This window comes from Companilactobacillus bobalius (assembly GCF_002179915.1).
GTDB classification, from domain to species: domain Bacteria; phylum Bacillota; class Bacilli; order Lactobacillales; family Lactobacillaceae; genus Companilactobacillus; species Companilactobacillus bobalius.
Window position 1 is genome coordinate 180679 of sequence record NZ_MYFM01000002.1, and the last position, 25362, is coordinate 206040.

Consider the following 25362-nt stretch of genomic DNA (forward strand, 5'->3'; position numbering starts at 1 on the left):
GGAGGTTAATATATTGACTGAAGAAAGAAAAACTTTTTACATTACAACACCCATTTATTATCCATCAGGAAAATTAACAATTGGGAACTCATATACAACGATTGCAGCGGACACCTTGGCTCGTTACAAGCGTAATGAAGGCTATGACGTTTTCTTCCTAACAGGAACTGACGAACATGGTCTCAAAATTGAACAAAAAGCCGAAGAAAAACATATGGAACCACAAGAATATGTTGATATGATGGCTAAAGGAATCAAGGAGCTTTGGAAGAAGCTCGATATCTCTAATGACAAGTTCATCCGTACAACAGATGATTATCACGTTAAAGCTGTTCAAAAAATTATTGAACGTCTAATTAAACAAGGGGATATTTATTTAGGCGAATACTCAGGTTGGTATTCAGTTGATGATGAGGAATACTTTACTGAATCACAAATGGCTGAAGTTTATCATGATGAAAATGGTAAGGTCATCGGTGGTAAAGCTCCTTCAGGTCATGAAGTTCAACTTGTTAAAGAACCATGTTATTTCTTCAAGATGAGCAAATATGCTGATCGTCTATTGCAATATTACAAAGACAACCCAACCTTCATCGAACCAGAAATTCGTAAGAATGAAATGATCAATAACTTTATCAAACCAGGTCTAGAAGACTTAGCTATTTCTAGAACAACTTTCAACTGGGGTGTTAAAGTTCCAAGTAATCCAGAACACGTTGTTTATGTTTGGATCGATGCACTTTTGAACTATATTACAGCTCTTGGCTACGAAAGCGACGACGATTCGCTTTTCAAGAAATACTGGCCAGCTAATGTTCAATTTGTTGGTAAGGAAATTGTTCGTTTCCATACTATTTATTGGCCAATTATTTTGATGGCTTTAGGTGTTGAATTGCCTAAACAAGTCTTTGGTCACGGTTGGTTGTTGATGAGAGACGGTAAAATGTCTAAATCTAAAGGAAACGTTGTTTATCCAGAAATGTTAGTTTCTAGATATGGACTAGATTCACTTCGTTACTACTTGATGCGTGCAATGCCATTTGGTAGTGATGGTACCTTTACTCCTGAAGATTATATCGACAAGATTAACTACGATTTAGCTAATGATTTAGGAAACTTGTTGAACAGAACTGTTTCAATGATCAATAAGTATGACGATGGTCAAGTTGTTTCAGTTACTGCTGTGACAGACCTCGATAAAGATCTTGAAAAATCATATGCCGACACTTTGGCAGCTTACAGAGAACATATGGATAAATTTGAATTCCCTGATGCATTAGCTAGCGTTTGGTCATTCATCAGTCGTGCTAATAAGTATATTGATGAGACGCAACCATGGGTTCTTGCTAAAGATGACAGTAAGAAGGCTGAACTACAAGCTGTCTTAGGTCACTTGGCTGAATCATTACGTTTGATTGCTTTACTCATCAGTCCTGTTATGACACAGGCTCCAGTTAAGATGTTCTCTCAATTGGGTCTTGATTATAGTAGTGACAAGTCACTTGATTTTGGTGACACAGTGGTAGGTAAGACTGTTACTGCTAAACCAGAACCAATCTTCCCACGTTTGGATGCTGAAGAAGAAGTTAATTATATCAAGGGTAAGATGGCCGAGGAACAAGCTAAGCATGGTGCTGGTAAGTTAAGTAAGTCTGCCCAAGCTAAGGCTAAAGCCCAAGAAGCTTCTGATGACGGTTATCCTAAGGAAATTGAATTCGATGACTTTGAAAAAGTTAAGATGGTTGTAACTGAAATTCTTGATGTTAAACCAGTTGAAAACTCAAGCAAATTACTTCAATTCAAATTGGATGACGGTTCAGGTGTTGATCGTCAAATTCTTTCAGGAATGCACAAATTCTATCCTAACTACAAAGAATTGATTGGTAAGAAAGTCCTAGCAGTTGTCAATTTGAAGCCTCGTAGAATGGTTGGCGAATGGAGTAACGGAATGTTATTGTCAACTGAAAAAGGTGACGAAGTAAAACTTGCTATCGTGGATAATTCACATAAAAATGGAGCTATTTTAGGCTAATGAAAATCTTTGATACACATACACATTTAAATGATGAAGCTTTTGCTGGCAAGACCCAACAATTCATTGATAATGCTAAGGAATTAGATGTTGTTGAGATGGCTATTATTGGTTCTAATGAAGAATTCAATATTGAAGCCATTCGTTTAGCACAAAACTATCAACCATTGCATGCTGTAATTGGTTGGCATCCTGAATTTGCTAAAGAGTACAATGAAGAGCAATTGGTCAACCAGATCAAATTGCCTGAAGTTGTAGGAATTGGTGAAATTGGCTTGGATTATCATTGGGAAGAAGATCCTGATCCTAAGATTCAACAAAAAGTTTTGATTCAACAATTGGATGTGGCTAAGCAGTACAACATGCCAGTGTCAATTCACTGTCGTGATGCTTTTGATGATATGTATGAAATTCTTAAGAATCATGATATGTCTAAATCGGGTATTATCATGCATAGTTTTAATGGGGATGTTAAGTGGCTCAATCGCTTCTTAGACCTTGGATTGTGGATTTCTTATAGTGGAGTAGTTTCATTTAAAAATGCACCCGAGGTTCACGAGTCAGCTAAGAATACGCCGCTAGATCGTTTGCTAGTAGAAACTGATGCACCATATCTAACCCCTGAACCATATCGTGGTCATTCTAATCAACCGGCATATACAAGATATGTGGTTGATGCAATTGCTAAGTATAAAGATATTTCACCTGCTGAAGTTGCTGAACATACCTTCAAAAATGCTCATAAAGTGTATAATTTATAAACATGAAAAAAATAAAAGAAATTATAGTAGTAGAAGGTAAGTCTGATACCAATCGGTTAAAAGATTGTTTTGGTGATGTCGATACAATCGAGACCACAGGATCAGCACTTAACCAAGAGACAATTGAACGTATCAAGATTGCTCAAGAAAAACGTGGTGTAATTGTCTTCACCGATCCCGATTTTAATGGGAATCGTCTCCGAACTATTATTCAAAAAGCTGTTCCCGATGCTAAACAGGCTTTTTTACCGAGAGCCCAAGCCGTTCCCAAAAAGAGTGATGGTAGCTTAGGAATCGAACACGCCAATGATGCCGATATCAAGACAGCTTTAGCAGCCGTTTATACTAGAACTGATAATGATTTTAAAGATTATGACCATGATGACATGGTAGATCTTGGTCTAGTCGGTAAAAGTGATTCGCATTTGCGCCGAGAATTTGTTGGGTCAGAATTGAAGATAGGTTACACTAATGCCAAACAATTTTTGAATCGTCTGAACATGTTCCAAATTGCACCACAAGATTTAGTCGCCGTAGTTGAAAAATTTGATAAAGGAAGTACTCATGACACAAAATAGATTAAGTATCGCTGACCCTATTCGTACTAATGACATAATGCGTAAATATAAATTACGTGCCAAAAAAAGTTTGGGGCAAAATTTTTTAACGAATGAAAAAGTTCTAGACGGAATTGTGGATGCTAGTGGTTTGAAGTCAGATGAAATTGCTATCGAAATTGGGCCTGGTATCGGTGCTTTAACTGAAAAACTAGCGCAAGTTGCTGAAAAGGTTTATGCTTTTGAAATTGATGATAACTTGATACCCGTATTAGCTGATACGTTGCAGTATTACGACAATATCGAAGTTATTAATCAAGATATTTTGAAAGTTGATTTAGATGAGTTCGTCAAGGAACATGATTTGGTTGGTAAAACAATCAAGGTTGTAGCTAATTTACCTTATTACATCACTACACCAATCATGTTGAATTTGATCAATAGTGATTATCCATTCCAGTCACTTGTTTTGATGATGCAAAAAGAAGTAGCCGAAAGAATCACAGCCAATCCGGGGCATCGTGAGTATGGTTCTTTAACTATTGCAGTGCAAACACAAATGGATGCAAAGATTGATCGTATTGTCGGTCGTAATTCTTTCATCCCACGTCCAAAGGTCGATTCAGCCGTTGCGGTTTTGAATCGTTTGCCAAAGGAAAAAGTAGATATCAGTGATCCAGTGTTCTTCAACAAGGTAGTTCGTTCTGCTTTTGCCCACAAACGTAAGAGTTTGATGAACAATATGTTGAACTGGCAAGGAAGAACTGACGAAAATAGAGCAAAAATCAAAGCAGTCTTTGAAAAATACAATATTGGTGAGAATGCTCGTGCTGAAGAAGTTTCAATCGAACAATTCAAGCAAATGGCAATAGAGTTTGCGAAATAGAGTATAACTTCCGTCTTACACAAAAGTTGAAAATGCTGTTGGAACGCTGTGGGCGCGGCTTGAAGCTAATTATTTCACACTTCGTGCAAAATAATTAGCTTCAAGTCCGGCCTCATTGTAAGTGGCGGAGCCACTAACAATGATTTCACAGCTGACCGCATTTTCAACTTTTGTTCCAGACTAGCAAGTGTTTCACTCATTTTAAATTTAAAGATAAAAATAAGCAGTATTCATTTGGAGAAAAAGTTTATGAACGTCTCTGAGTGGAACTGCTATTTTTGTTTCAAACATTTAGAGAATGACATGATAAATAGAATAGAAAATCTGTTATGGAAGACGGCACCATAGAAATAATTTTATGCCAAGTGAAAGTTTTTCTTGAAAAAATTAGTAAAACGTGGTAAAATTTCACTCCTAAGGAGTGATTATTATAATGCCAACATCATTGAAGACAATCAAGAGTCGTTTAGATTCACACTTAGGTGAGAATTTGACTATTGTCGCACAAGCAGGTCGTAAGAAAGTAATCCGTCGTCGCGGAACTTTATCAGAAACATTCCATTCAGTTTTTGTTGTAGATTTGGACCAAAATGAAAATTCTTTTGAAAGAGTTTCATACAGTTATGCAGATCTATTAACAAAATCAATCGATATTCATTTTGACAATGAAGAAGAAGTAGCTGAAACTGATTCTGACTCAGACACTGAGGCAGAGGCTGAATAATAAGAATTCGTTAGTTGGAATAGTTGAACAGTGAGTTTAATTTCCAAGCAATAAAATAACAGGTCGTGATAATCAATTTGATTATTGTGACCTATTTTTTTGTTTTCTAATTGTCCACAGTGTTTCAAACTTTATACAAAAAATTATAAAGTTTGTAAAATGATACTGGTTACATTCAAAAAAACATGAATTGTTCATTGTTTTGCTTTATAATCTTGTAGTGAGATACGTTTTAGGAGAAAAAAAGATGAAAACACGAAGAAGCGAACGTTTAATTGATATGACTCGCTATTTACTTGAACGACCACATACGCTGATTTCACTAGCGTTTTTTGCCGATCGTTATGAATCAGCTAAGTCGTCAATATCTGAGGATTTGGGTATTTTGAGAAGAACATTTATGATCAGAGGGATCGGTGTTCTGGAAACATTGCCTGGTGCTGGTGGTGGTGTGATTTTTACACCCGGAATTTCTAAGAAAGAAGCAACTGAATTTGTTGAGGAAACATCTAAAAAGTTAGTTGAACCCAACCGTATTTTACCCGGTGGGTATTTATATTTGACTGATTTATTGGCTGATCCTGAATTATTGAGAAATGTTGGTCGTATGATTGCTACTCAATATTCACAAAGCTCAATTGATGTCGTTATGACGGTAGCTACTAAGGGTATACCAATTGCTCAAAGTGTGGCTAATTTCTTGAATATTCCATTTGTGATTGTTCGTCGTGATTCAAAGATCACAGAAGGATCAACTATTAGTGTCAACTATGCATCAGGTTCATCTGATCGTGTTGAAAAGATGGAATTGTCCAAACGTAGTTTGGAAGAAGGATCTCGTGTACTAGTTGTTGATGACTTTATGAAAGGCGGCGGAACCATTAATGGTTTGCGTAGTTTGATCTCTGAATTCAATGCTATTTTTGTTGGTGCAACAGTCTTTGCTGAAAACATCAATATCAATAGTCAATTTGGTGATTCTGACGTAACGTCAATTTTCAAAGTAACAAAAATTGATACCAAGAATCGAGTTTTGAATGTGGAACCGGGAAATTATTTAGCAAATACCGATTTCAGTTATTTTGAATAAATTCTTGATTGAGCAGTTATATATAATAATGCTATTATATATAAGGATATTTGAATGACTGAAGGGAGTTTCTGATGTCGAATCGTTATGTAATAATTCTTGCTGCCGGTAAAGGTACAAGAATGAAGTCGAGACTATACAAAGTATTGCATCCTGTTGCTGGTAGAGCGATGGTTGATCATGTTTTAACACAAGTTGAAAAGATTAAACCTGACTTGATCGACACTGTTATTGGAAATGGTTCTGATAAAGTTAGAGATCTACTTGGTGATAGAACTAATTATGCTTTGCAAGAGGAACAATTGGGAACAGCAAATGCTGTAATGCAAGCTGAAAAGGATCTAGGCAATAAAGAAGGTATAACGCTTATTGTTAATGGTGATACACCATTATTCACTGCTGATACCTTTGAAAAACTATTAGATTATCATGAAAAAGAAGAAGCAGCCGTTACAATTTTGACAGCGCACGCTGATAATCCATTTGGTTACGGTCGTATTGTCCGTGATAATGGTGGCAACGTTGAAAAAATAGTTGAACAAAAAGATGCTTCAAGAAGTGAACAAGAAATACAAGAAATTAATACTGGTGTATTGTGCTTTGACAATAAATTGTTGTTTGAAAACTTGCATAAAGTTAATAATGACAATGCTCAAGGCGAATATTATTTACCTGACGTAATTTCATTGCTTAAGGAACAAGGCAAGAAAGTTTCAGCTTTTGAAATGGCTGACTTGAGCGAATCATTAGGTGTTAATGATCGTGTTGCTTTGTCACAAGCTGAAAAGATTATGCAAAGAAGAATCAACGAAGCACATATGCGCGATGGCGTTACAATCGTTGATCCTGATAATACATATATCGACATTGATGTTGAAATTGGTAACGATACAGTTATCGAACCAAACGTAAAAATCTTTGGTAAAACAACTATTGGCTCTGAATGTGTTATTGGTTCTGGTTCAAGAATTTCTGATTCTGAGATTCAAGATAATGTTGAAGTTATTAGTTCAACAATCGAAAGTGCCATTATGCATAAGGGTAGCAATGTTGGACCTAACTCACATCTAAGACCAAAGGCTGAAATTGGCCGTGATGTCCATATTGGTAATTTCTGTGAAGTTAAAAATGCTAAAATTGGTGACAGAACTAAGGTTGGTCATTTGACTTATGTCGGTGATGCAACTCTTGGAACTGATATCAATGTTGGCTGTGGAGTAGTCTTTGTTAACTATGATGGTGTTAAAAAGTGGCACAGTAATATTGGTGACCATTCATTTATTGGTAGCAATTCAAATATTATTGCCCCAGTAGAAATGGCTGATCATTCATTTATTGCTGCTGGTTCAACAATTACTAACGACATTCCTAAACATGCAATGGCTATTGCACGTGAAAGACAAACTAATAAAGAAGATTTCTGGGAAAGATTACCACTATCAAAAAGTGAAGATTGGAAATAAGGGTGAATAAATTAATGTCATGTCAAAATAATGAACAACCAATGAAGATTTTTGCATTGAACTCTAATAAACCTTTAGCAGAAAAAATTGCTAAGGTTGTAGGAGTACCACTTGGAAAGTCATCAGTTACACGTTTCAGTGATGGTGAAATCCAAATTAATATTGAAGAAAGTATTCGTGGATCAGAAGTCTTCTTGATTCAATCAACTTCAGCACCAGTTAACGATAATTTGATGGAATTATTGATCATGGTTGATGCTTTAAGACGTGCTTCAGCTAGTGTTATCAATGTTGTAATTCCTTATTATGGTTATGCTAGACAAGATCGTAAGTCACGTTCACGTGAACCTATTACTGCTAAATTAGTTGCTAATATGTTGGAACGTGCTGGTGTAGATCGTGTACTTGCACTTGACCTTCATGCTGCACAAATCCAAGGTTTCTTCGATATTCCAGTTGACCATTTGATGGGTGCTCCATTGTTAGCTGATTACTTCCTAACAAACCATCTAGAAGAAGGCGCTGTTGTTGTTTCACCTGATCATGGTGGTGTAACTCGTGCCAGAAAGCTAGCTGAATTCTTGAAGACACCAATTGCTATTATCGATAAACGTAGACCTCGTGCTAATGTTGCCGAAGTTATGAATATTATTGGTAATGTTAAAGGCAAACGTGCCATCATTATTGATGATATGATCGATACTGCTGGTACAATTTCTCTAGCATCTCAAGCACTTATTGATGCCGGTGCTACTGAAGTTTACGCATGTTGTACACATCCAATCCTTTCAGGCCCAGCTATCGAAAGAATTGAAGCATCACCAATTAAGACTTTAGTTGTTACAGACTCAATCAATCTTCCTAAAGAAAAAATTATCGACAAGATGGTTCAAGTTTCAGTTGGACCACTTATCGGTGAAGCAATCCAACGTGTCCATGAAAATGAACCTGTCAGTCCATTGTTCAACACGCGTTTCAAGAATAAAAAATAGGCTTCAAATAAAAAAGAGTCACTTCTTAGAAAGTGGCTCTTTTTTTCGTGGGTTATTATTATTAACTCTGTTAATCACGTGATAATATGAGCAATAGAAAAAGGTCATTGAAACCTTTTGAGGTGATAGGATGAAACAATATAAAGTTATCGTTTGGGGCCTTGGAAATGTTGGCAGAGCAGCCATCAGAATGATTCAAGAAAAACAATCATTAAAATTAGTTGCTGCCGTTGATGTTGACCCTAAGAAAATTGGCCGTGATTCAGGTGAAATATTTAATTTCCCTAAAACAGGTGTTACTGTAACTGATAATATTGAAGATGCATTGAAATTAGATGCAGATGTAGTTTTGGATTATACACCGTTAGTTCGTGATGAAAAAGGTGGTTTTACTCCTAGTGCACTCGATATTTGTCGAGTATTGAAATCTAAAAAGAATGTTGTTACGACGTTACCAATCTATTATTCACAAGTAACAACACCAGATTTGTACAAGATGATCAATGATACTGCTAAAGAAAATGGCGTTTCGTATTTGCCAACTGGATTATTACCAGGCGCCTATGCATCATACATTCCAACAGTTTTGGCAGGCTTAATGGGACATGTTGATAAAATAACTGTTCAATCAGGTGAAGATGATCAGCACAACTATTCAAGTTGGGTCAAAGTCTTTGGTTATGGCATGGATCCAGACAAATTCCCACAAGATAAACTCAAACTAGGAATTGCTTCATACTACATCTCAGGAGTTTATGAAATGGGTGAGCGTCTAGGAATTAAGTTTGACGATGTAAAAGTTGATCATGAGTGGTACACAGCTCCACAAGATTTGCATCCAACTTTTGGAACGGTTAAGAAGGGTACCATTTATGGACACAAATTTACAATGAGCGGCATGGTCAATGGTGAAGCTAAAGTCAGTTTGATTTATGTACACAAAATTTGTGATGACATTGTTAAAACACCTGCTATTGATAACGAAATTCATATTGAAGGTATGCCAAAATCATTGGATATCAGTATCAACGGAATGATGCCACTAGATGAAAGCTATGTAACCAGTGCAGCACCAAGTGTCAACGTAATTCCAATGGTAGTTGATGGGCCAAGTGGATTCTTACAAGCTCTAGATTTGAAAGTTGTTACACCACTACATTAAAATTTTGAAACAAAAAATCCGTATTAACTGTTGTAGGGATAGTCCCAATGCAGTTAGTACGGATTATTTTTTAGTATCGATTGTTATTGTTGTTATTTCTTTGTTGATATCTCAATAGGTCACGAATTTGTTGCAAGTATTCAGTTTGTGGATCAGGGATTTCATCACCATTTTTATCAAACTTACTACGTGAACCGTCACGACGCATTCTATTCATCATTTTAACAATTATGAAAACAACGAACATAATGATTAAGAAATTGATTACAGCATTGATGAAGTCACCGATTAGGAAATTTGCACCTAAAACTTGGAACTTCATATCTGATAAATCAATTTGCCCAATAATGAGACCGATTAGCGGATTTAAAATGTAGGTAGTTAGCGCTGATACCAAACTGTTGAAAGCAGCACCAACGATAACACCGACGGCCAAGTCAACAACACTACCACGGGAAATAAACTCTTGGAATTCCTTAAACATTTTCGCCAAATCTCCTTCATTGATTTTACCTTTTTCAAAGTACAAGACTCACTCTACTATATTTTTGAAAAAATAAAAGAGGTGACATAAATATTTAGTGAAATTTTAATTGAGATTATTATTTTACTGGGGAAATATGCCGCCCTCCACAAAAGTTGAAAATGCTGGTGGAACGCTGTGGGCATGACTTGAAGCTAATTATTTTACACTTTATGTAAAATAATTAGCTTCAAGATCAGCCTCATTGTAAGTGGCAAAACCACTAACAATGATTTCACAGCTGACCGCATTTTCAACTTTTGTTCCGGACTAGTGAGCAATTCTATTTATTATTTCTTTTCTAAATTTTTAAAATAAAAATAACAGTATCCACTTAGAATAGACGTATGTAGTTACGTTTCTAAATGGATACTGCTTTAAATTTTCGAATTATTTGGATAAGCAATAAAAGATATTATCCGATTGGTAGTGGGAACTCTGTTGGTTCCAGTATTTTTAATTTTTGTGGAAGACGGAATCCTACGCTAACCATAATAAGAATAACTCAGTTTATTTGTTAATATACTGTGCATACTTTTTCTTAATATCCCTTAAATCGGTTAAGGCCAACTTGGTATCAACTTCATCAGTCATTGCTTGTTTGGTATTATCGTCCCAATCGTAATATTTAGCCATGCATTCGATGACTGGTGTCTTGATAGAACGCATATGTTTTATATCAAAAAGCATTTGGCTACTTCTACGCAATAGGTAATCGATGGGGTGTTCTACCATTTCGTGTTCTAAACCATAATTTAACATTGCCCAATCAATTCTAGGTAGGCGAGCTTTTGTTTTGGTTTCTGGTAACAATTGATAAATAGCATCGACATTGGAACCATAACGTTGAACCAACTTTTCAGCTTCATCTCGTGTTAGATTGTAGTTAGTGATGCCTTCATGAACAGCTTTATCGAAAAAGTCCATCCAGTGTTCTTCACCACCAACATCGCCTCCACCAAGTGTTAGGTTCTTGGTTTGTGCTGGTTGAAAATCGTAATTAGTTTCGACTGATAGTTGTTGAGCTACTCGATCAACGATTTTTTCAGCCATTTTACGATAACCAGTCAATTTACCACCGGCAATTGATAATAAATCACTGTCAGATTGGAAAATTTCATCTTTACGTGATATTTCGGAAGGGGATTTGCCTTCTTCTTGAATTAATGGTCTGACACCGGACCAACCACTTTCGATGTCATCTGGTGTTAGGTATTGAGGTAGGTCGAACATTTGATTAGCGGCGGCCAAAATGTAAGTTACATCGGTGGCTGTGATATTTGGTTCTTTAGGATCTTCAGTCCAAGTGGTATCGGTTGTTCCAATATAAGTTTTACCCTCACGAGGAATGGCGAACATCATACGATTGTCATGGAATGGAGTGTCAAAATAGATTGAATTAGAAATTGGAAATTTGTTGTGATCAATAACTAAGTGAACTCCCTTAGTTAAATGGAGATGTTTTCCTTTGTTAGAATCGTCCATTTGTCTAATCTCATCAACCCAAGGACCACAAGCATTAACAACTTTTTTAGCATGAATCTCACCAATTTCACCATTGATTTGATCTTCATAGGTCACACCGCAAACACGTTTGTCGTCATTGTAAAGCAGGCCGGTAACTTTAACGTAGTTAGCAATTTTAGCACCTAGGTCATTGGCCTTTTTTAAAACTTCCAAAGTTAGACGTGCATCATCAGTTCGGTACTCAACATAAACACCAGCACCCTTGAGATTCTCTGATTTCAAATATGGTTCACGTTCCATGGTGTCACGTGGTTTCAACATATATTTACGTTCAGAATATTTTACTTCGGCCAATCGATCGTAAACATCTAAACCGATAGCGGTCGTGAATGGACCAAAAGTTCCACCATCGTAGAAAGGCAACATCATTTTCAATGGGGTAGTGATTTGAGGAGCATTGTTATAAACAATAGCACGTTCACTGCCGACTTCGTGAACCTCTTTGATAGCTGCTTGTTTCAAATATCTTAAACCACCGTGAACTAATTTGGTGGAACGGCTTGAAGTTCCGGAAGCAAAGTCACGCATTTCAACTAAACCGGTTTGAATATGCCGGCTTTGAGCGTCCAAAGCAATACCGCTACCAGTGATACCACCACCAATAACAAGTAGGTCTAGTTCATTAGCTTGCATATCTTGTAGATTCTTGGTTCTTGTATTATTTGAAAATTCTTTCATGTTGTCCTCCAATCGATAGATGCTGATTATTGAATTCAAAATAATCATAATCTCACTGAATAAGAATTGCACGAGTGAAATAGAGATTTAATACATTTATTTTAATTAAAATTTCAAAAATATGAAAGCGCTATGAGTTAAATAATCGTATCGTTGTAAATATGCTTTTGAAATTCATCATATTCGTTACTGAAGATATCATCGGAATGTTCCATCAACATTGATTTAGGGAAGTAGAAACGTTCATCTCCAGAAATTTTACCGGTCAAAGCTTTAACTAAACGACTGATAGTGGATAGTTCAATTAGTGAACCATCATTTTGCATGATCTCAATCTGAGTTCGACTCTTGTTGGAATTAGGGTTGTAAACATCATAAGGTAAATCGTAACTAGTGTTAGTATCGGTGTAGTACTTTTTTTGGAAACCGACACTTTCAACGATATCAGCAATTTCTGGCAATAAGTGTTTAGTCTTTTTATCGTACTTGGCTGATTTAAATGGTTTACGTGCAAGGAAGCGGTAAGACAAATCTTTGAGAATTTCGTCAGGATAACTTTGCCAAAGAGTAAAGTAGGTATTGAGAATGCCATCGTCTAAAAGTAAATAGTCATCAATATTAACTTTGTTTTCAAAGAAAGGAATCAGGAGACTAGGCATTTCAAAACCATTCATGTGGTTATGTTCGTATAAATCTTTAGCTCTTTGTAGCAGTTTAGTTAAAACTACTTCCATACCACGAGAAACGGGGTGGAAATAAACTTGTTGATACATTTGAAAACGGCTCAAAACATAATCTTCAACAGCATGCATCCCATCGTAATCAAAGGCGATTCCATCTTTATAAGGACGCATAACTCGCAAGATTCTAGTTAAATCGAACATCCCATATTTAGTACCTGTGAAATAGGCGTCACGAAGTAGGTAATCCATACGGTCAGCGTCAATCTGACTAGAAATCATTTGAACAACTTGAGGATTAGGATAAGTATGAGAAATTACACTAGCGACTTTTTCAGGAAAATCATCAGAAACTTGTTTTAAAACCTGATTAATCTCAGTTTCTGGTGACGTGATGATCTTTCTAGTCCACATTTCATGATCGGTATTGAAGATGTGTTCAAAGGTGTGTGAATATGGTCCGTGTCCAACATCATGCAAAAGGGCAGCACATAGAGCAACGATTCGCTCGTTGTCATCCCAGAGTCCATCTCCAGGAGTTTTGGTGGAATAATTTCTTTGAAAATTATCGCAGATTTGACGGGTTATTTCATAAACACCGATACAGTGGCCAAAACGAGAATGTTCTGCACCGTGGAAAGTGAATGAGGCTGTACCAAGTTGTTTAACTCGACGAAGTCTTTGAAATTCCTTAGTATTGATTAGATCTAAAATTACTTTGTGTTGTACGTGAATATAATTGTGAATTGGATCGCGGAAAACTTTTTCACGTGGTAACATTTCGATATGGTATGACATTATTTTTCCCCCAGTATTTGTTGATTACGTTTGATTAAATCTTTTAAAGTTGCATTGTAGGCTTTCTGATATGGTAGAGAATTCTGAATAATGAAGAATTCCTCTTTACTAATAGTATATATTTTAGCTATGGTAGCTAAAATCTTTTGCTTGGCTTGTTCAATTGAGAGATCGTATCCCAACAAAGTATCAAGGTTTTCCATCGAATGAATATCTATTTGCGGATAACCATTTTTTAGAGGATAATTACTAATTTCATAAAAATCTTTCATCAATTGACTGCGATTTTTTTGTTGCCCGTTGACGCTAATATAGGCCATAATAGCAACAGCATTTCCGGCTCTTCGTTGAGAGATACCAGCAAATTTTTTTTGATCAATGCTGAGGTCGTATGTTCCTGGACAATAAGAGGCACTGATCTCGCCAGTTTTTATTTTGGAAGAAAAACTTTCTTTGAGGACAGTGAACATTTTTTCATAAGCATCATCAATCAATAGATTATCCTTGTCTGGCAAGAAGATAGAGAAGTTAAGAATGCCAGCATCGGTGACGACACCTAATCCACCGGAATTACGAAGGTAGAAAAGATATTCTTTTTCTGATAACATTTCAAGACCGGCTGACAAGTTATTGAGACGTTTGTCTTGCATACCTAAAATAACTGTTGGTGGCGTAACCCAAAAATGAATTACGGGTTGATTGTTTTCGGAAACAAATTTTAAAATAGCCCCAGTATCTGAAAAAGGAACAAGCAGATCTTTGCTAGAGCTTATTTTTTGGTCGTATAATATAATAGTATTGTTCACTTAATCACTTCTTTTAATTAATTAATATAATTTTATCATGTAGAGGCGGTAAGGATTGGAAAATAATAGTATTGATGTAAATGTGAATTTGAGTATTGAGACTTTACAGTCAGGCAATTTAACGAAAACGAAGATTGCTGAACCAGGTAAGTTCACTCAAATGGGTAAATCAATTTATCTAAGGTTCAATGAAAGTCTAGAAAATGGTGCGAATGCATCCATCTTAGTAAAAGTTGGCGGTGACGGTGAAATTCATATCAAACGTGTTGCCAAATCGACTAATTTGTCTTCACTTTTATATTTTACACATCAGAAGCATAATAATGGACAATTGGAAACAGAATATGGTGTTCTACCACTAGATACATTTACCAAAGACTCAAAAGTCGAAATCGTAAGTAAACCACTTTCAGGAAAAATAAACATTGATTATGATTTGATTTACGACAATAATGTAATAGGTAATTATAAGTTTAGATTGATTTTTGGCGTATAGGTAGATATGATTATAAGTAAGACGCTGCGAAAGGACGTGTACACGTTTGAAGTTTGATAAATTCAAGGATCAAAATAAAGACGAACTCTCATTGATTGAGGTTGCATACGAGATTCTTAACGAGAATAACAAGAAAGTCATGAACTTTTCTGATATCGTTAATGAAATACAAGACTACTTAGGCAAGTCGGATGAGGACATCAAGAGATCACTTCCACAATTTTACACAGATTTAAATAATGATGGTAGTTTTCTTTCATTGGGTGAGAATGTATGGGGCTTACGTAAGTGGTATCCATATGATTCAGTTGATGAAGAAGTAAATCATCCTGAGGATAATGGTACAGAAAATGCTCATAAAGCTGCTCAAAAGGTTAATGCCTTCTTGAGTGACGATGATGAAGATGATGATGTTGTCGACTATGACGATGACAGTGATTTGGATGTTAATGAGATGGACGATGATGACGATAGCGATGGTTCAGATAATGGCCCTGACTTATCTAAATTTACTAACTCAGATTTAACATCAGTTGATGATGACGACGATGATCCCCATGATGAAGGATTAGACGACGGTATCGAAGGTCAATTATCTGAATTTGACGCGGACGATGATGACGATGAAGACATCGATCTTAACGACGAAGATGATGATGACGATGACGACGACGACGATGATGACGAAAATTAAGTTGAACTTTTTGAATTAAAAGTTTGACGACTCGAACATATCACGGTATTATATAGTTCGGGCTCTATTAGATAGACAACTTTAAGTTCCCTGTTCATGCTGAATGGGGAACTTTTTTATTTTTGTGAGTTAAGAAATCCCTAGAATTAATATGTGGAGGAAGTTATGACTAAATACATTTTTATTACAGGTGGAGTCGTTTCATCATTAGGTAAGGGAATCGTTGCCGCATCCCTTGGTAGATTGCTAAAAAATCGCGGACTTAAGGTAACAATGCAAAAATTTGATCCATACATTAATGTGGACCCAGGAACAATGAGCCCATATCAACACGGTGAAGTTTTTGTTACAAACGATGGTACAGAAACTGACCTTGATCTTGGACATTATGAGAGATTTATCGATAACGATTTGAACAAGTATTCAAACGTTACTACAGGTAAGATCTATTCAGAAGTTATTCGTCGCGAACGTCGTGGTGATTATAACGGTGCAACTGTTCAAGTTATTCCACATATTACAGATATGATCAAACAAAAAATTATGCGTGCTGCAACTACAACAGATTCAGACGTTATTATTACTGAAGTTGGTGGTACTGTTGGTGATATTGAATCACAACCATACCTAGAAGCATTGCGTCAAATGAAGGCCGAAGTTGGCTCAGAGAATGTTGTTTATATTCATACATCACTAGTACCTTACTTGAAGGCAGCTGGCGAAATGAAGACAAAGCCAACACAACACAGTGTTAAAGAATTACGTGGTATCGGTATTCAACCTAATATCTTGGTTGTTAGAACTGAACTTCCAATGCCACAAAGCATGAAAGACAAGATTGCATCATTCTGTGATGTTGATTCTGAAGCCGTTATCGAATCACGTGATGCTAAGTCATTGTACGATGTTCCATTGAACTTACAAGCTCAAAACTTTGATGACATTGTATGTCGTTACTTGCACTTAGATACAAAACCAGCTGACATGACAGACTGGCATAAATTGGTTGACCGTGTTAACAACTTGAAGCATAAGACAAAGATCACTCTAGTTGGTAAATATACAAAATTACAAGATGCTTACATTTCTGTTACTGAAGCACTTCGTTCTGCTGGATATGTTTATAATACAGAGATAGAGATCGAAAAGATTTCAGCTGACCTTATCAATGATGACAATGTAGCCGATTATCTTAAAGATTCTGATGGTATTCTAGTACCAGGTGGTTTTGGTAGTCGTGGCCTTGAAGGTATGATTGCTGCTATTAAGTATGCTCGTGAAAATGATGTGCCATATCTTGGACTATGTTTAGGTATGCAAATGGCAAGTATTGAATTTGCTAGAGATGTTGCTGGTATCAAGGATGCTACAACTGGTGAAGTTGATCCAGATGCAGCACACAAGATCATCGATATCATGGCAGACAAGAAAGATGTTGAAGACCGTGGTGGTACATTACGTTTAGGTGCTTACCCATGTAAGTTAAAACCAGGTTCAAAGACAGCTGCTGCCTATGATAATCAATCAGTTATCCAAGAAAGACATCGTCACAGATATGAATTTAACAATGAATATCGTAAACAATTTGAAGATCTTGGACTAGTATTCTCAGGTGTTTCACCAGACAACCACTTGGTTGAAGTTATCGAAATTCCTGAAAACAAGTTCTTCATTGCTGCTCAATACCATCCAGAATTCTTGTCAAGACCTACTAAGCCAGAAGGCCTATTCAAAGGCTTTATCGGTGCAGCTTCAGGCCTTGAAGAAGACAACATGTAGTCTTCTCTTGAAGTAGTCAAATATAGTTAGGAAAAAGCTTATGCAAAAACTTGTAATCAACGGTGGAAAGAAATTATCAGGTGAAGTAACAATTGGCGGGGCTAAGAATAGTACTGTAGCCTTGATTCCAGCTGCTATTTTGTCTAATACACCTGTAGTGTTAGATTCAGTACCACAAATTAGAGATGTAAAAAACTTGCGTTCAATTTTAAAAGATATGAACGTTACTTCTGAAATGAATAATGATGTATTAAAAATTGATCCAACTAATATCCAATTTGCTGAATTGCCTAGTGGAAAAGTTAGTAGTTTGCGAGCTTCATATTACTTTATGGGAGCAATGCTAGGCCGTTTTGGTAAGGCTGTTGTTGGTTTCCCAGGTGGGGATGATATTGGACCACGTCCAATTGATCAACATATTAAAGGATTTGAAGCACTAGGTGCACACGTTGAGAACAGACACGGGCAAATCATTATTACAGCTCCTGAAGAAGGTCTTAAAGGAGCAAAGATCTTTTTAGATATGGTTTCAGTTGGTGCAACAATTAATGTGATTCTTGCTGCTGTTAAAGCTAAAGGAACAACTATAATTGAAAATGCTGCTAAGGAACCCGAGATCATTGATCTAGCAACGTTCTTGAACAATATGGGAGCAACTATTCGTGGCGTAGGTACCGAAACAATTCGTATTGAAGGTGTCGATACATTACGTTCGAATAATGCTCATACTATTATTCCAGATCGTATTGAAGCAGGGACTTATCTTAGTTTAGCTGCAGCAAATGGTGGCGATATTTTGGTAAAGAATATCATCAGTGAACATTTGGATGCCTTTTTAGCTAAATTAGATGAAATGGGTGTGAACCTTGAAGTTGGTGAAGATAGTATTTACGTGAAACCATCTCCCAATCTAAAGGCTGTTAACATCAAGACAATGCCATATCCTGGCTTTGCCACAGATTTGCAACAACCAATTACACCATTACTGATGAAAGCTAGTGGTGAAGCAATGATTGTTGACACCATCTATCCCAAACGAGTAAAACATATTTCTCAATTGACTAAGATGGGTGCCAATATCACAAGTGAAAATGATTTGATTTTTGTTCACGGTGGGGCTCAATTGAAGGGCGCTAATGTTAGTGCTGATGAAATTAGAGCTGGTGCTTGCTTGATGATTGCTGGTTTATTGGCCGATGGTCAAACAGTGATTGATCATGCTGAAAATATTCTACGTGGTTATGATCAAGTTGTTTGGAAATTACATTGTTTAAATGCCGATGTTAAGCTGATTGGTGAAGATGATTTAGTTTAGTCTTGACTTTAAAGATTTAAATTGGTAAATTAAGTGATAGTTTAATACAAGAGAGGAAGTGCGCCGTTGAGAAAATAAGCTAGAGTTCAAAATTATACAAGTATAGAAATATATGGTGTGTAGTTTGGCTCGGCTTAAATTCTCAACAGTGCTTCCCAAAAGTAAATTAGGGAACGCTGTTTAGCGTTCTCTTTTTTTGTCGAAAAAAATGAACAAACCAAGTCGATCTGACCCGCACCTTAAGTGGGGTGTTGTTTTATGGGAACAATTCAAATAGAAAATGTCAGTTTTAAATATGATCAAATGGTGGATAACTTATTCAGTGCTTTAAATTTAAAGATTGATGAGAGTTGGAAGCTAGGTTTAATCGGCCGTAATGGTCGTGGAAAAACGACTTTGATGAAGATGTTGTTAGGACAGTTACAGTATCAAGGACAAATCGTTTCCAATTTAAATTTTTATTATTATCCACAGACGGTTGTTGATAAAGACGTGCCAACCGTTGAAGTAGTTAAGAATTTAGCGCATTTAGAAGATTACGATCTTTGGAAAATTGAAATTGAATTAGAAAAGTTGCAAGTTGATGCGGATGTTTTGCAACAAGAATTTTCAACCTTGAGTCCAGGTGAACGGACTAAAGTATTATTGGCAATCTTGTTTATTGATGAATCGGGATTCCAATTAATTGATGAGCCAACCAATCATCTAGACATTGAGGGTAGAAAGATTGTTTCAGATTATCTTAAGAGTAAGAAGGGCTTTATTGTGATTAGTCATGATAAGAGCTTCTTAAATCCAGTAATTGATCATGTCATTTCGATTGATCGTAGTGATGTGGTGGTGTACAAAGGAAATTTCGATACTTGGCAAGAACAAAAAGAACGTCAAGATCAGTCAGAGTTAGCCGAAAAGGAGCAGTTGAAGAAAGATATTAATCGACTTCATGAAACAGCGGTTAAACGTGAGAATTGGTCCAGACAAACTGAATCGCATAAGAACAGAAAGCATTACACTGAAAAAGTGCATTTGGATAAGGGATTCATTGGTACTAAGGCTGCCAAGATGATGAAAAAAGCTAAAACAGCTGAACATCGGGTCAACTCGGCTATCGATGAGAAGAAGACTTTGTTGAAAAATATCGAGATAGAAGCCCCTATCGAACTAAATTACGAAAAATTATCGCATCCTGACGTATTCGTACAGGTAGAAAATTTAACATTACAACATAAAAATATTGTGACGCCAACAGTTGATTTTAAAGTGAAACGAGATCAAGTGGTGTCCTTAATTGGACCTAATGGAATTGGCAAAACAACTATCTTTAAACAAATTCTAGGTTTATCACAGCCTTTTGAACAAACTGGGCGAATTCATGTTTCAAATAATTTAAAAATTTCGTATCTGCGTCAAGACAATGAATTGCAAGGTACTATCAGACAATTGGCGGAACAAAAACAAATTGAACCAGAATTGATTTTTTCTAATTTACGTAAGTTAGGATTTGAGCGCGCTCTCTTTGAACAACCGATTGAACAAATGAGTCAGGGACAACGTAGAAAAGTCGCACTAGCAGTTAGTTTGTCAGAAGAGGCCAATCTCTATTTCTGGGACGAGCCCTTGAATTATTTAGATGTAATTACTCGTCAACAAATTATCGAGGCAATAAAAAAACAACACCCAACGATGTTGTTAATCGATCATGATCAGGACCTAATTGATTCAGTTTCTAGTAAAAGAATTGAACTACATAAATAATCATGTGGGAACGAAAGGGAGTTTTAAAGTTGAGAAAAAAATTTTTTAATTCATCATATAAATTTATGTAGTCCAAGTAATCCTTTGACTACATCGGAGGTATTTTTCTTATGGGAACAATACAAATAAAAGATGCTAGTTTTAGATATGATCAAATGGCAACAGATCTTTTCAGCAAAATCAATTTGAAAATAGACGAGTCCTGGAAATTGGGACTGATAGGACGTAATGGCCGTGGTAAGACAACATTATTAAAGATGATAATGGGACAATTAAATTTTTCAGGGGAAATAATTTCTAATCTGAACTTTTATTATTATCCACAGACGGTTGTTGATAAAAATGTGCCAACCGTTGAAGTAGTTAAGAATTTAGCACATTTAGAAGATTACGATCTTTGGAAAATTGAAATTGAATTAGAAAAGTTGCAAGTTGATGCGGATGTTTTGCAACGAAAATTTTCTAATTTAAGTCCTGGTGAACAAACTAAAGTGTTGTTGGCTATTCTATTTCTCGATGAATCAGGTTTTCAATTGCTTGATGAACCGACGAATCATTTAGATATTGAAGGTCGAAAAACAGTAGCTAATTACTTAAAAGGTAAAAAGGGATTTATAGTTATAAGTCATGATAAAAGTTTTTTAAATCCAGTGATTAATCACGTAATATCAATTGATCGAAACGAAATTTCGGTTTATAAGGGAAATTTTGATACTTGGCAACAGCAAAAGAATTATCAGGATGAACGAGAATTATCTCAAAAGAGACAGTTGCAAAAAGATATTAATCGTTTAAAAGTCACGGCTAATGAACGAAAAAATTGGGCATTGGAATCGGAAGTTAATCCTGATAGTACTGCTAGAAAGATGATGAAGAAGGCCCAACACGTTCTGAAACGAATTGATAAATCGGTAAGTGAGAAGCAGTCTTTATTGAAGAATATTGAAATTGAAGATCCATTAAAATTTAATTATCAAGAATTAAAGTATCCTAAGGTCCCTCTACGGGTAGTTGATTTATCCTTGAAAAGGGATAAAATAATGATTCCTAAAGTTGATTTTAAAATAGAAGTGAATCAAGTTATTTCACTAATGGGACCCAATGGAATTGGAAAAAGTTCAATCGTCAAAAGTATTTTAGGATTGTCTCATTTTTTTGAACAGAGTGGAGATATCCAATTGGCTAAAAGGTTAAAAATTTCTTATCTGCGTCAAGACAATGAATTGCAAGGTACTATCAGACAATTGGCGGAACAAAAACAAATCGAGCCTGAATTAATTTTTTCCAATTTACGTAAGTTAGGCTTTGAACGCTATCTCTTTGAACAACCGATTGAACAAATGAGTCAGGGACAACGTCGAAAAGTCGCATTGGCAGTTAGTTTGTCAGAAGAGGCTAATCTTTATTTCTGGGACGAGCCTTTGAATTACTTGGATGTGATTACTCGTCAACAAATTATTGAAGCAATAAAAAAACAACATCCAACGATGTTGTTAATCGATCACGATCAAGATCTAATTGATGCGGTTTCTAGTGCCAAGGTTTACTTACATTATTAGAATGGTATTGAATAATTGTGTAACTCATGATATTATTAGACACTGTTAGTAATTTAATCTATATTTCTGTAAAAGATTTATGGCAAAGGAGCGACATAGAATGAAACAAGGAATTCACCCAGATTACCATCAAGTTGTATTTATGGATTCATCAACAGGTAAGAAGTTCTTAGCTGGTTCAACTGTTGAATCAAAAGAAACAACTGATTTCGAAGGTAACGAATATCCATTAATTCGTGTTGAAATCTCATCAGATTCACATCCTTTCTACACTGGTAAACAAAAGTTTGCTCAAGCAGATGGACGTATCGACCGTTTCAACAAGAAATATGGCTTGTCAAACAAGTAAAAAAAGTCATCCGAATGGATGGCTTATTTTTTTTGCAAAGCTTTATATTTTGACTTTGCTTTTCTTTGATTTCAAGTGTGTATAAACCCAAATGAAGTTGATTAAGGCTAAACCGCTAGTACTGATAAAGACAGCAGAATAACTTAAGGCACTGGTGATATAAGAACCTAAGAGTGGTCCACAGACATTACCAACTGATTGGAATGACTGATTATATCCGAAGATTCTACCAGTGTACTTTGGATCAGTATATTTGGCCAGAATTGTCTGAACCTGAGGAACTAAGCAGGCATCGGAAACACCAACTAAGAATCTCAAAGCAGCCAACTGCCAAACGTTAGTGACAAAGGCTTGTGGAATGTAAACTAAGATGGCAAAAATTAATCCACCAACTAAAATTTTCCCCGTCCCAATTTTGTCACCTAGAGCACCAAATCTAGGCGCAGCAATAATATTAGCAATACCTGGCATCGCCGCAACGACTCCAGCTACCAACGTGACCTGACTAGAATTGTGCATTAATTGTTTAACGTACAAACTAATGATCGGGTTAATTGAGTTGTTAGAGGTCTGAATAATCATGGTTGTGACAAACATTGCCAAAATGAGATTAGGATTTTTCAACTTGTGGAAAATTTCCTTCGTTGATTCCTCTTCACCTTTGGGAATAGGTTTGAAATCTTCTTTGATGAAGATAGTAACCAAGATGAAAGCAATGAAAAGTAGAGAACCGGTTATCATAAAGGGAATTCGATAACCAAAATATTGTGCAATTACACCGCCGACCAGTGGCCCTAATAAAGTACCGGAGATAACACCGGTATTTAAAGTACCCAAGGCTTTTCCACTTTCAGATCTAGGAGCTGTTGAAGCAATTAATGTGTTGGAATTGCTAACGAATCCAGAAAAGACACCTTGAAGGAGTCTTAGAACAACTAATTGCCAGGGTGCAGTTACGAAGGCCTGTAGGAAAATAACAATCGCCATGCCAAGTGAAGCTCGAATTAGCATTAATTTTCGACCACGACGGTCAGCAATCTTACCCCAAATAGGAGAAATAATTGCCATGACTAAAAAGGTCGATGAAAAGGCAATACCATTCCAGATCACAAGTTGACTTTTTGTGAAATTACCTAACTGGTTAATGTATAATGGCATAAAAGGTGTAATCATACTAAAGCCAATACCTGATACAAAAGTACTAAACCATAAAACTATTAGATTCTTTTTCCAATAATTATTCGGTTCAGGAGTATCACTTGTACTAGATGTCATATACATCAAATCCTTTCTAAGTATCTTAGTATACTCTTTTTTTGTTTATATCTTATTATAAAATTATTTTTTCAAATTAAGGAAGTTTTTCTATGAAGATGAAGTTAAGGGAAGTTTACTCTGCATTAAAAATTGAAAGTGACAACGTTGAAGACGTTGAAATAACAGGGGTTTGTTTTGACAGTCGTAAAGCTAAAACTGGTGATTTGTTTTTTCCATTGCAGGGGGAACGTGATGGACATGAGTTTATTAATAGTGCAATTAAGAATGGCATCAGTGCTACTATTTGGCAAAGTGATCACGAAATTCCTAACGACGAAGTACCTTACGTTGTTGTAAAAAATGTTTCAGAAGCTTTTGAGAATTTAGCTAAATATTATTTGAAGAAAGTCAATCCTAAAGTTGTTGCTGTGACTGGTAGTAACGGTAAGACAACGACTAAAGATATGATTGCTAAGATTTTAAGCACAAGCAATAATGTTGCTAAAACTCCACAAAACTTCAATAATGAAATTGGTGTGCCATACACAATTTTGAATATGCCAACTAATACTGAAGTTTTAGTTGTCGAAATGGGAATGGATCGTCCTGGTCAAATCGACCATTTGAGCGATATTGCTAACCCTGATATTTCCGTTATTACAATGATTGGTGAAGCGCACATTGAATTTTTTGGCACTAGAGATAAAATTGCTGATGCAAAAATGGAAATCGTCGATCACCTTAATGAAGATGGAACCTTCGTTTATAACGGGGACGAACCACTGCTATTAGAGCGCGCTGAAAAGGTAAGTCAAAGACAAGCAACTTTTGGTAATCATGACAGTAATGATTTGTATGCGACAGAAATTAATCCTGGTAAAACAACAACTAGTTTTAAGACTAACTTGTGGCCTGAAATAGATTTTGAAATACCAATGATGGGTGAGTACAATGTCAATAATGCTTTAGCCGCAATGCTAGTAGGTAAAATGTCCCATATTAAACCAGAAGCTATGCAACAAGCATTGAAGGATTTATTTGTAACAGCCAACCGTACTGAATGGATGAAAGCTGAAAATGGCGCTGATATTTTGAGTGATGTTTATAACTCTAATCCAACTGCAGCCATCGAAGTACTTAACAGTTTGAAAGATATTAAGACTACAGGTCGTAAATTGATTGTCTTAGGCGATATGCTAGAGTTAGGTCAAGCATCGGAAACACTTCACGAGTCTTTAGCAAGTCATATTAACAAAGAAGATTTTGCCAAAGTTTATCTTGTTGGCGATTATATGAAGTATTTACGCAACAAACTTAGTGCTAAATATGATACAAACGATCTTTTCTGGTTTGAAAAGAGTCAGTTAGAAGAATTAACTACAAAATTAAAAGAAGAATTACAGCCCAATGACACGATTTTATTAAAGGGTAGCCATGGAATTCATTTAGAAAACGTTTTACATGAACTAATTTAGTCTT

The 25362-nt window shown here is 36.0% G+C and carries 22 protein-coding genes; 17 read left to right on the forward strand and 5 right to left on the reverse strand.

Annotated elements, in window-relative coordinates; translation table 11 throughout:
• Nucleotides 1–13 precede the first annotated feature (13 nt).
• From metG to LKACC16343_RS03945, 9 genes are all read left to right on the forward strand, one after another.
• Nucleotides 14–2032 carry a methionine--tRNA ligase gene (metG, locus tag LKACC16343_RS03905; protein WP_056954362.1) on the forward strand — a complete coding sequence of 673 codons (2019 nt, stop codon included), beginning with the start codon at nt 14–16 and terminating at the stop codon, nt 2030–2032.
• Entirely contained in the window at nt 2032–2793 is a 762-nt protein-coding gene (locus LKACC16343_RS03910; protein ID WP_056954364.1) for a TatD family hydrolase, read from the forward strand. Before metG ends, LKACC16343_RS03910 begins: the two co-directional genes overlap by 1 nt.
• A gap of 2 nt (nt 2794–2795) precedes the next feature.
• The gene (gene rnmV / locus LKACC16343_RS03915; RefSeq protein WP_056954366.1) at nt 2796–3371 is read left to right on the forward strand and encodes a ribonuclease M5; all 576 of its coding nucleotides are present in this window, start codon (nt 2796–2798) and stop codon (nt 3369–3371) included.
• Entirely contained in the window at nt 3358–4236 is an 879-nt protein-coding gene (gene rsmA / locus LKACC16343_RS03920; protein ID WP_056954368.1) for a 16S rRNA (adenine(1518)-N(6)/adenine(1519)-N(6))-dimethyltransferase RsmA, read from the forward strand. The genes rnmV and rsmA overlap by 14 nt, the downstream gene beginning before the upstream one ends.
• A 433-nt stretch (nt 4237–4669) precedes the next feature.
• Nucleotides 4670–4960, forward strand: coding sequence for a Veg family protein (locus LKACC16343_RS03925; RefSeq protein ID WP_025084371.1), 291 nt, complete (start codon nt 4670–4672; stop codon nt 4958–4960).
• Between the two features lie 247 nt (nt 4961–5207).
• Nucleotides 5208–6050 carry a pur operon repressor gene (purR, locus tag LKACC16343_RS03930; protein ID WP_056954369.1) on the forward strand — a complete coding sequence of 281 codons (843 nt, stop codon included), beginning with the start codon at nt 5208–5210 and terminating at the stop codon, nt 6048–6050.
• A gap of 74 nt (nt 6051–6124) precedes the next feature.
• Nucleotides 6125–7513 carry a bifunctional UDP-N-acetylglucosamine diphosphorylase/glucosamine-1-phosphate N-acetyltransferase GlmU gene (glmU, locus tag LKACC16343_RS03935; protein WP_056954371.1) on the forward strand — a complete coding sequence of 463 codons (1389 nt, stop codon included), beginning with the start codon at nt 6125–6127 and terminating at the stop codon, nt 7511–7513.
• 14 nt (nt 7514–7527) lie between these two features.
• The gene (locus LKACC16343_RS03940; RefSeq protein WP_056954373.1) at nt 7528–8505 is read left to right on the forward strand and encodes a ribose-phosphate diphosphokinase; all 978 of its coding nucleotides are present in this window, start codon (nt 7528–7530) and stop codon (nt 8503–8505) included.
• 130 nt (nt 8506–8635) lie between these two features.
• Nucleotides 8636–9667 carry a hypothetical protein gene (locus LKACC16343_RS03945; protein ID WP_056954375.1) on the forward strand — a complete coding sequence of 344 codons (1032 nt, stop codon included), beginning with the start codon at nt 8636–8638 and terminating at the stop codon, nt 9665–9667.
• A gap of 70 nt (nt 9668–9737) precedes the next feature.
• Here LKACC16343_RS03945 and mscL read toward each other — a convergent pair whose 3' ends face one another.
• The 4 genes from mscL to LKACC16343_RS03965 all read right to left on the reverse strand — a co-directional run bounded on the left by mscL (nt 9738) and on the right by LKACC16343_RS03965 (nt 14679).
• Nucleotides 9738–10151, reverse strand: coding sequence for a large conductance mechanosensitive channel protein MscL (gene mscL, locus LKACC16343_RS03950; protein WP_056954377.1), 414 nt, complete (start codon nt 10149–10151; stop codon nt 9738–9740).
• Nucleotides 10152–10700: 549 nt separating this feature from the next.
• Nucleotides 10701–12395 carry a glycerol-3-phosphate dehydrogenase/oxidase gene (locus tag LKACC16343_RS03955; protein ID WP_056954379.1) on the reverse strand — a complete coding sequence of 565 codons (1695 nt, stop codon included), beginning with the start codon at nt 12393–12395 and terminating at the stop codon, nt 10701–10703.
• A 137-nt stretch (nt 12396–12532) separates the two neighbouring features.
• Nucleotides 12533–13873 (reverse strand): HD domain-containing protein, encoded by a 1341-nt coding sequence (locus LKACC16343_RS03960; RefSeq protein ID WP_056954381.1) that lies wholly within the window; start codon nt 13871–13873, stop codon nt 12533–12535.
• Nucleotides 13873–14679, reverse strand: a complete 807-nt coding sequence (locus LKACC16343_RS03965) for a lipoate--protein ligase family protein (RefSeq protein WP_056954382.1) — start codon at nt 14677–14679, stop codon at nt 13873–13875. The genes LKACC16343_RS03960 and LKACC16343_RS03965 overlap by 1 nt, the downstream gene beginning before the upstream one ends.
• Nucleotides 14680–14734: 55 nt before the next feature.
• Between LKACC16343_RS03965 and LKACC16343_RS03970 the strand changes: the two genes are divergently transcribed.
• The 7 genes from LKACC16343_RS03970 (at nt 14735) to LKACC16343_RS04000 (ending at nt 22626) form a co-directional block, all read left to right on the forward strand.
• Nucleotides 14735–15175 (forward strand): YwiB family protein, encoded by a 441-nt coding sequence (locus LKACC16343_RS03970; protein ID WP_056954384.1) that lies wholly within the window; start codon nt 14735–14737, stop codon nt 15173–15175.
• 46 nt (nt 15176–15221) lie between these two features.
• Entirely contained in the window at nt 15222–15869 is a 648-nt protein-coding gene (rpoE, locus tag LKACC16343_RS03975) for a DNA-directed RNA polymerase subunit delta (RefSeq protein ID WP_056954385.1), read from the forward strand.
• A 165-nt stretch (nt 15870–16034) separates the two neighbouring features.
• Nucleotides 16035–17648, forward strand: a complete 1614-nt coding sequence (locus LKACC16343_RS03980) for a CTP synthase (protein WP_056954386.1) — start codon at nt 16035–16037, stop codon at nt 17646–17648.
• Between the two features lie 40 nt (nt 17649–17688).
• Nucleotides 17689–18963, forward strand: coding sequence for a UDP-N-acetylglucosamine 1-carboxyvinyltransferase (locus LKACC16343_RS03985; RefSeq protein WP_054642421.1), 1275 nt, complete (start codon nt 17689–17691; stop codon nt 18961–18963).
• A gap of 258 nt (nt 18964–19221) precedes the next feature.
• Complete coding sequence (abc-f, locus tag LKACC16343_RS03990; RefSeq protein WP_056954388.1) at nt 19222–20718, forward strand: ribosomal protection-like ABC-F family protein; 1497 nt, start codon at nt 19222–19224, stop codon at nt 20716–20718.
• Between the two features lie 110 nt (nt 20719–20828).
• Nucleotides 20829–22277, forward strand: coding sequence for a ribosomal protection-like ABC-F family protein (gene abc-f, locus LKACC16343_RS03995; protein ID WP_087721261.1), 1449 nt, complete (start codon nt 20829–20831; stop codon nt 22275–22277).
• 100 nt (nt 22278–22377) lie between these two features.
• A complete protein-coding gene (locus LKACC16343_RS04000; RefSeq protein ID WP_056954389.1) occupies nt 22378–22626 on the forward strand; it encodes a type B 50S ribosomal protein L31 in 249 nt (82 codons plus the stop codon).
• 42 nt (nt 22627–22668) lie between these two features.
• On the opposite strand, the gene LKACC16343_RS04005 is transcribed toward LKACC16343_RS04000, so the two are convergent.
• Nucleotides 22669–23901 carry a multidrug efflux MFS transporter gene (locus LKACC16343_RS04005; RefSeq protein WP_056954679.1) on the reverse strand — a complete coding sequence of 411 codons (1233 nt, stop codon included), beginning with the start codon at nt 23899–23901 and terminating at the stop codon, nt 22669–22671.
• A 92-nt stretch (nt 23902–23993) separates the two neighbouring features.
• Here LKACC16343_RS04005 and LKACC16343_RS04010 point away from each other — a divergent pair, with 92 nt between their 5' ends.
• Nucleotides 23994–25358, forward strand: coding sequence for a UDP-N-acetylmuramoyl-tripeptide--D-alanyl-D-alanine ligase (locus LKACC16343_RS04010; RefSeq protein WP_056954390.1), 1365 nt, complete (start codon nt 23994–23996; stop codon nt 25356–25358).
• Nucleotides 25359–25362: the final 4 nt, after the last annotated feature.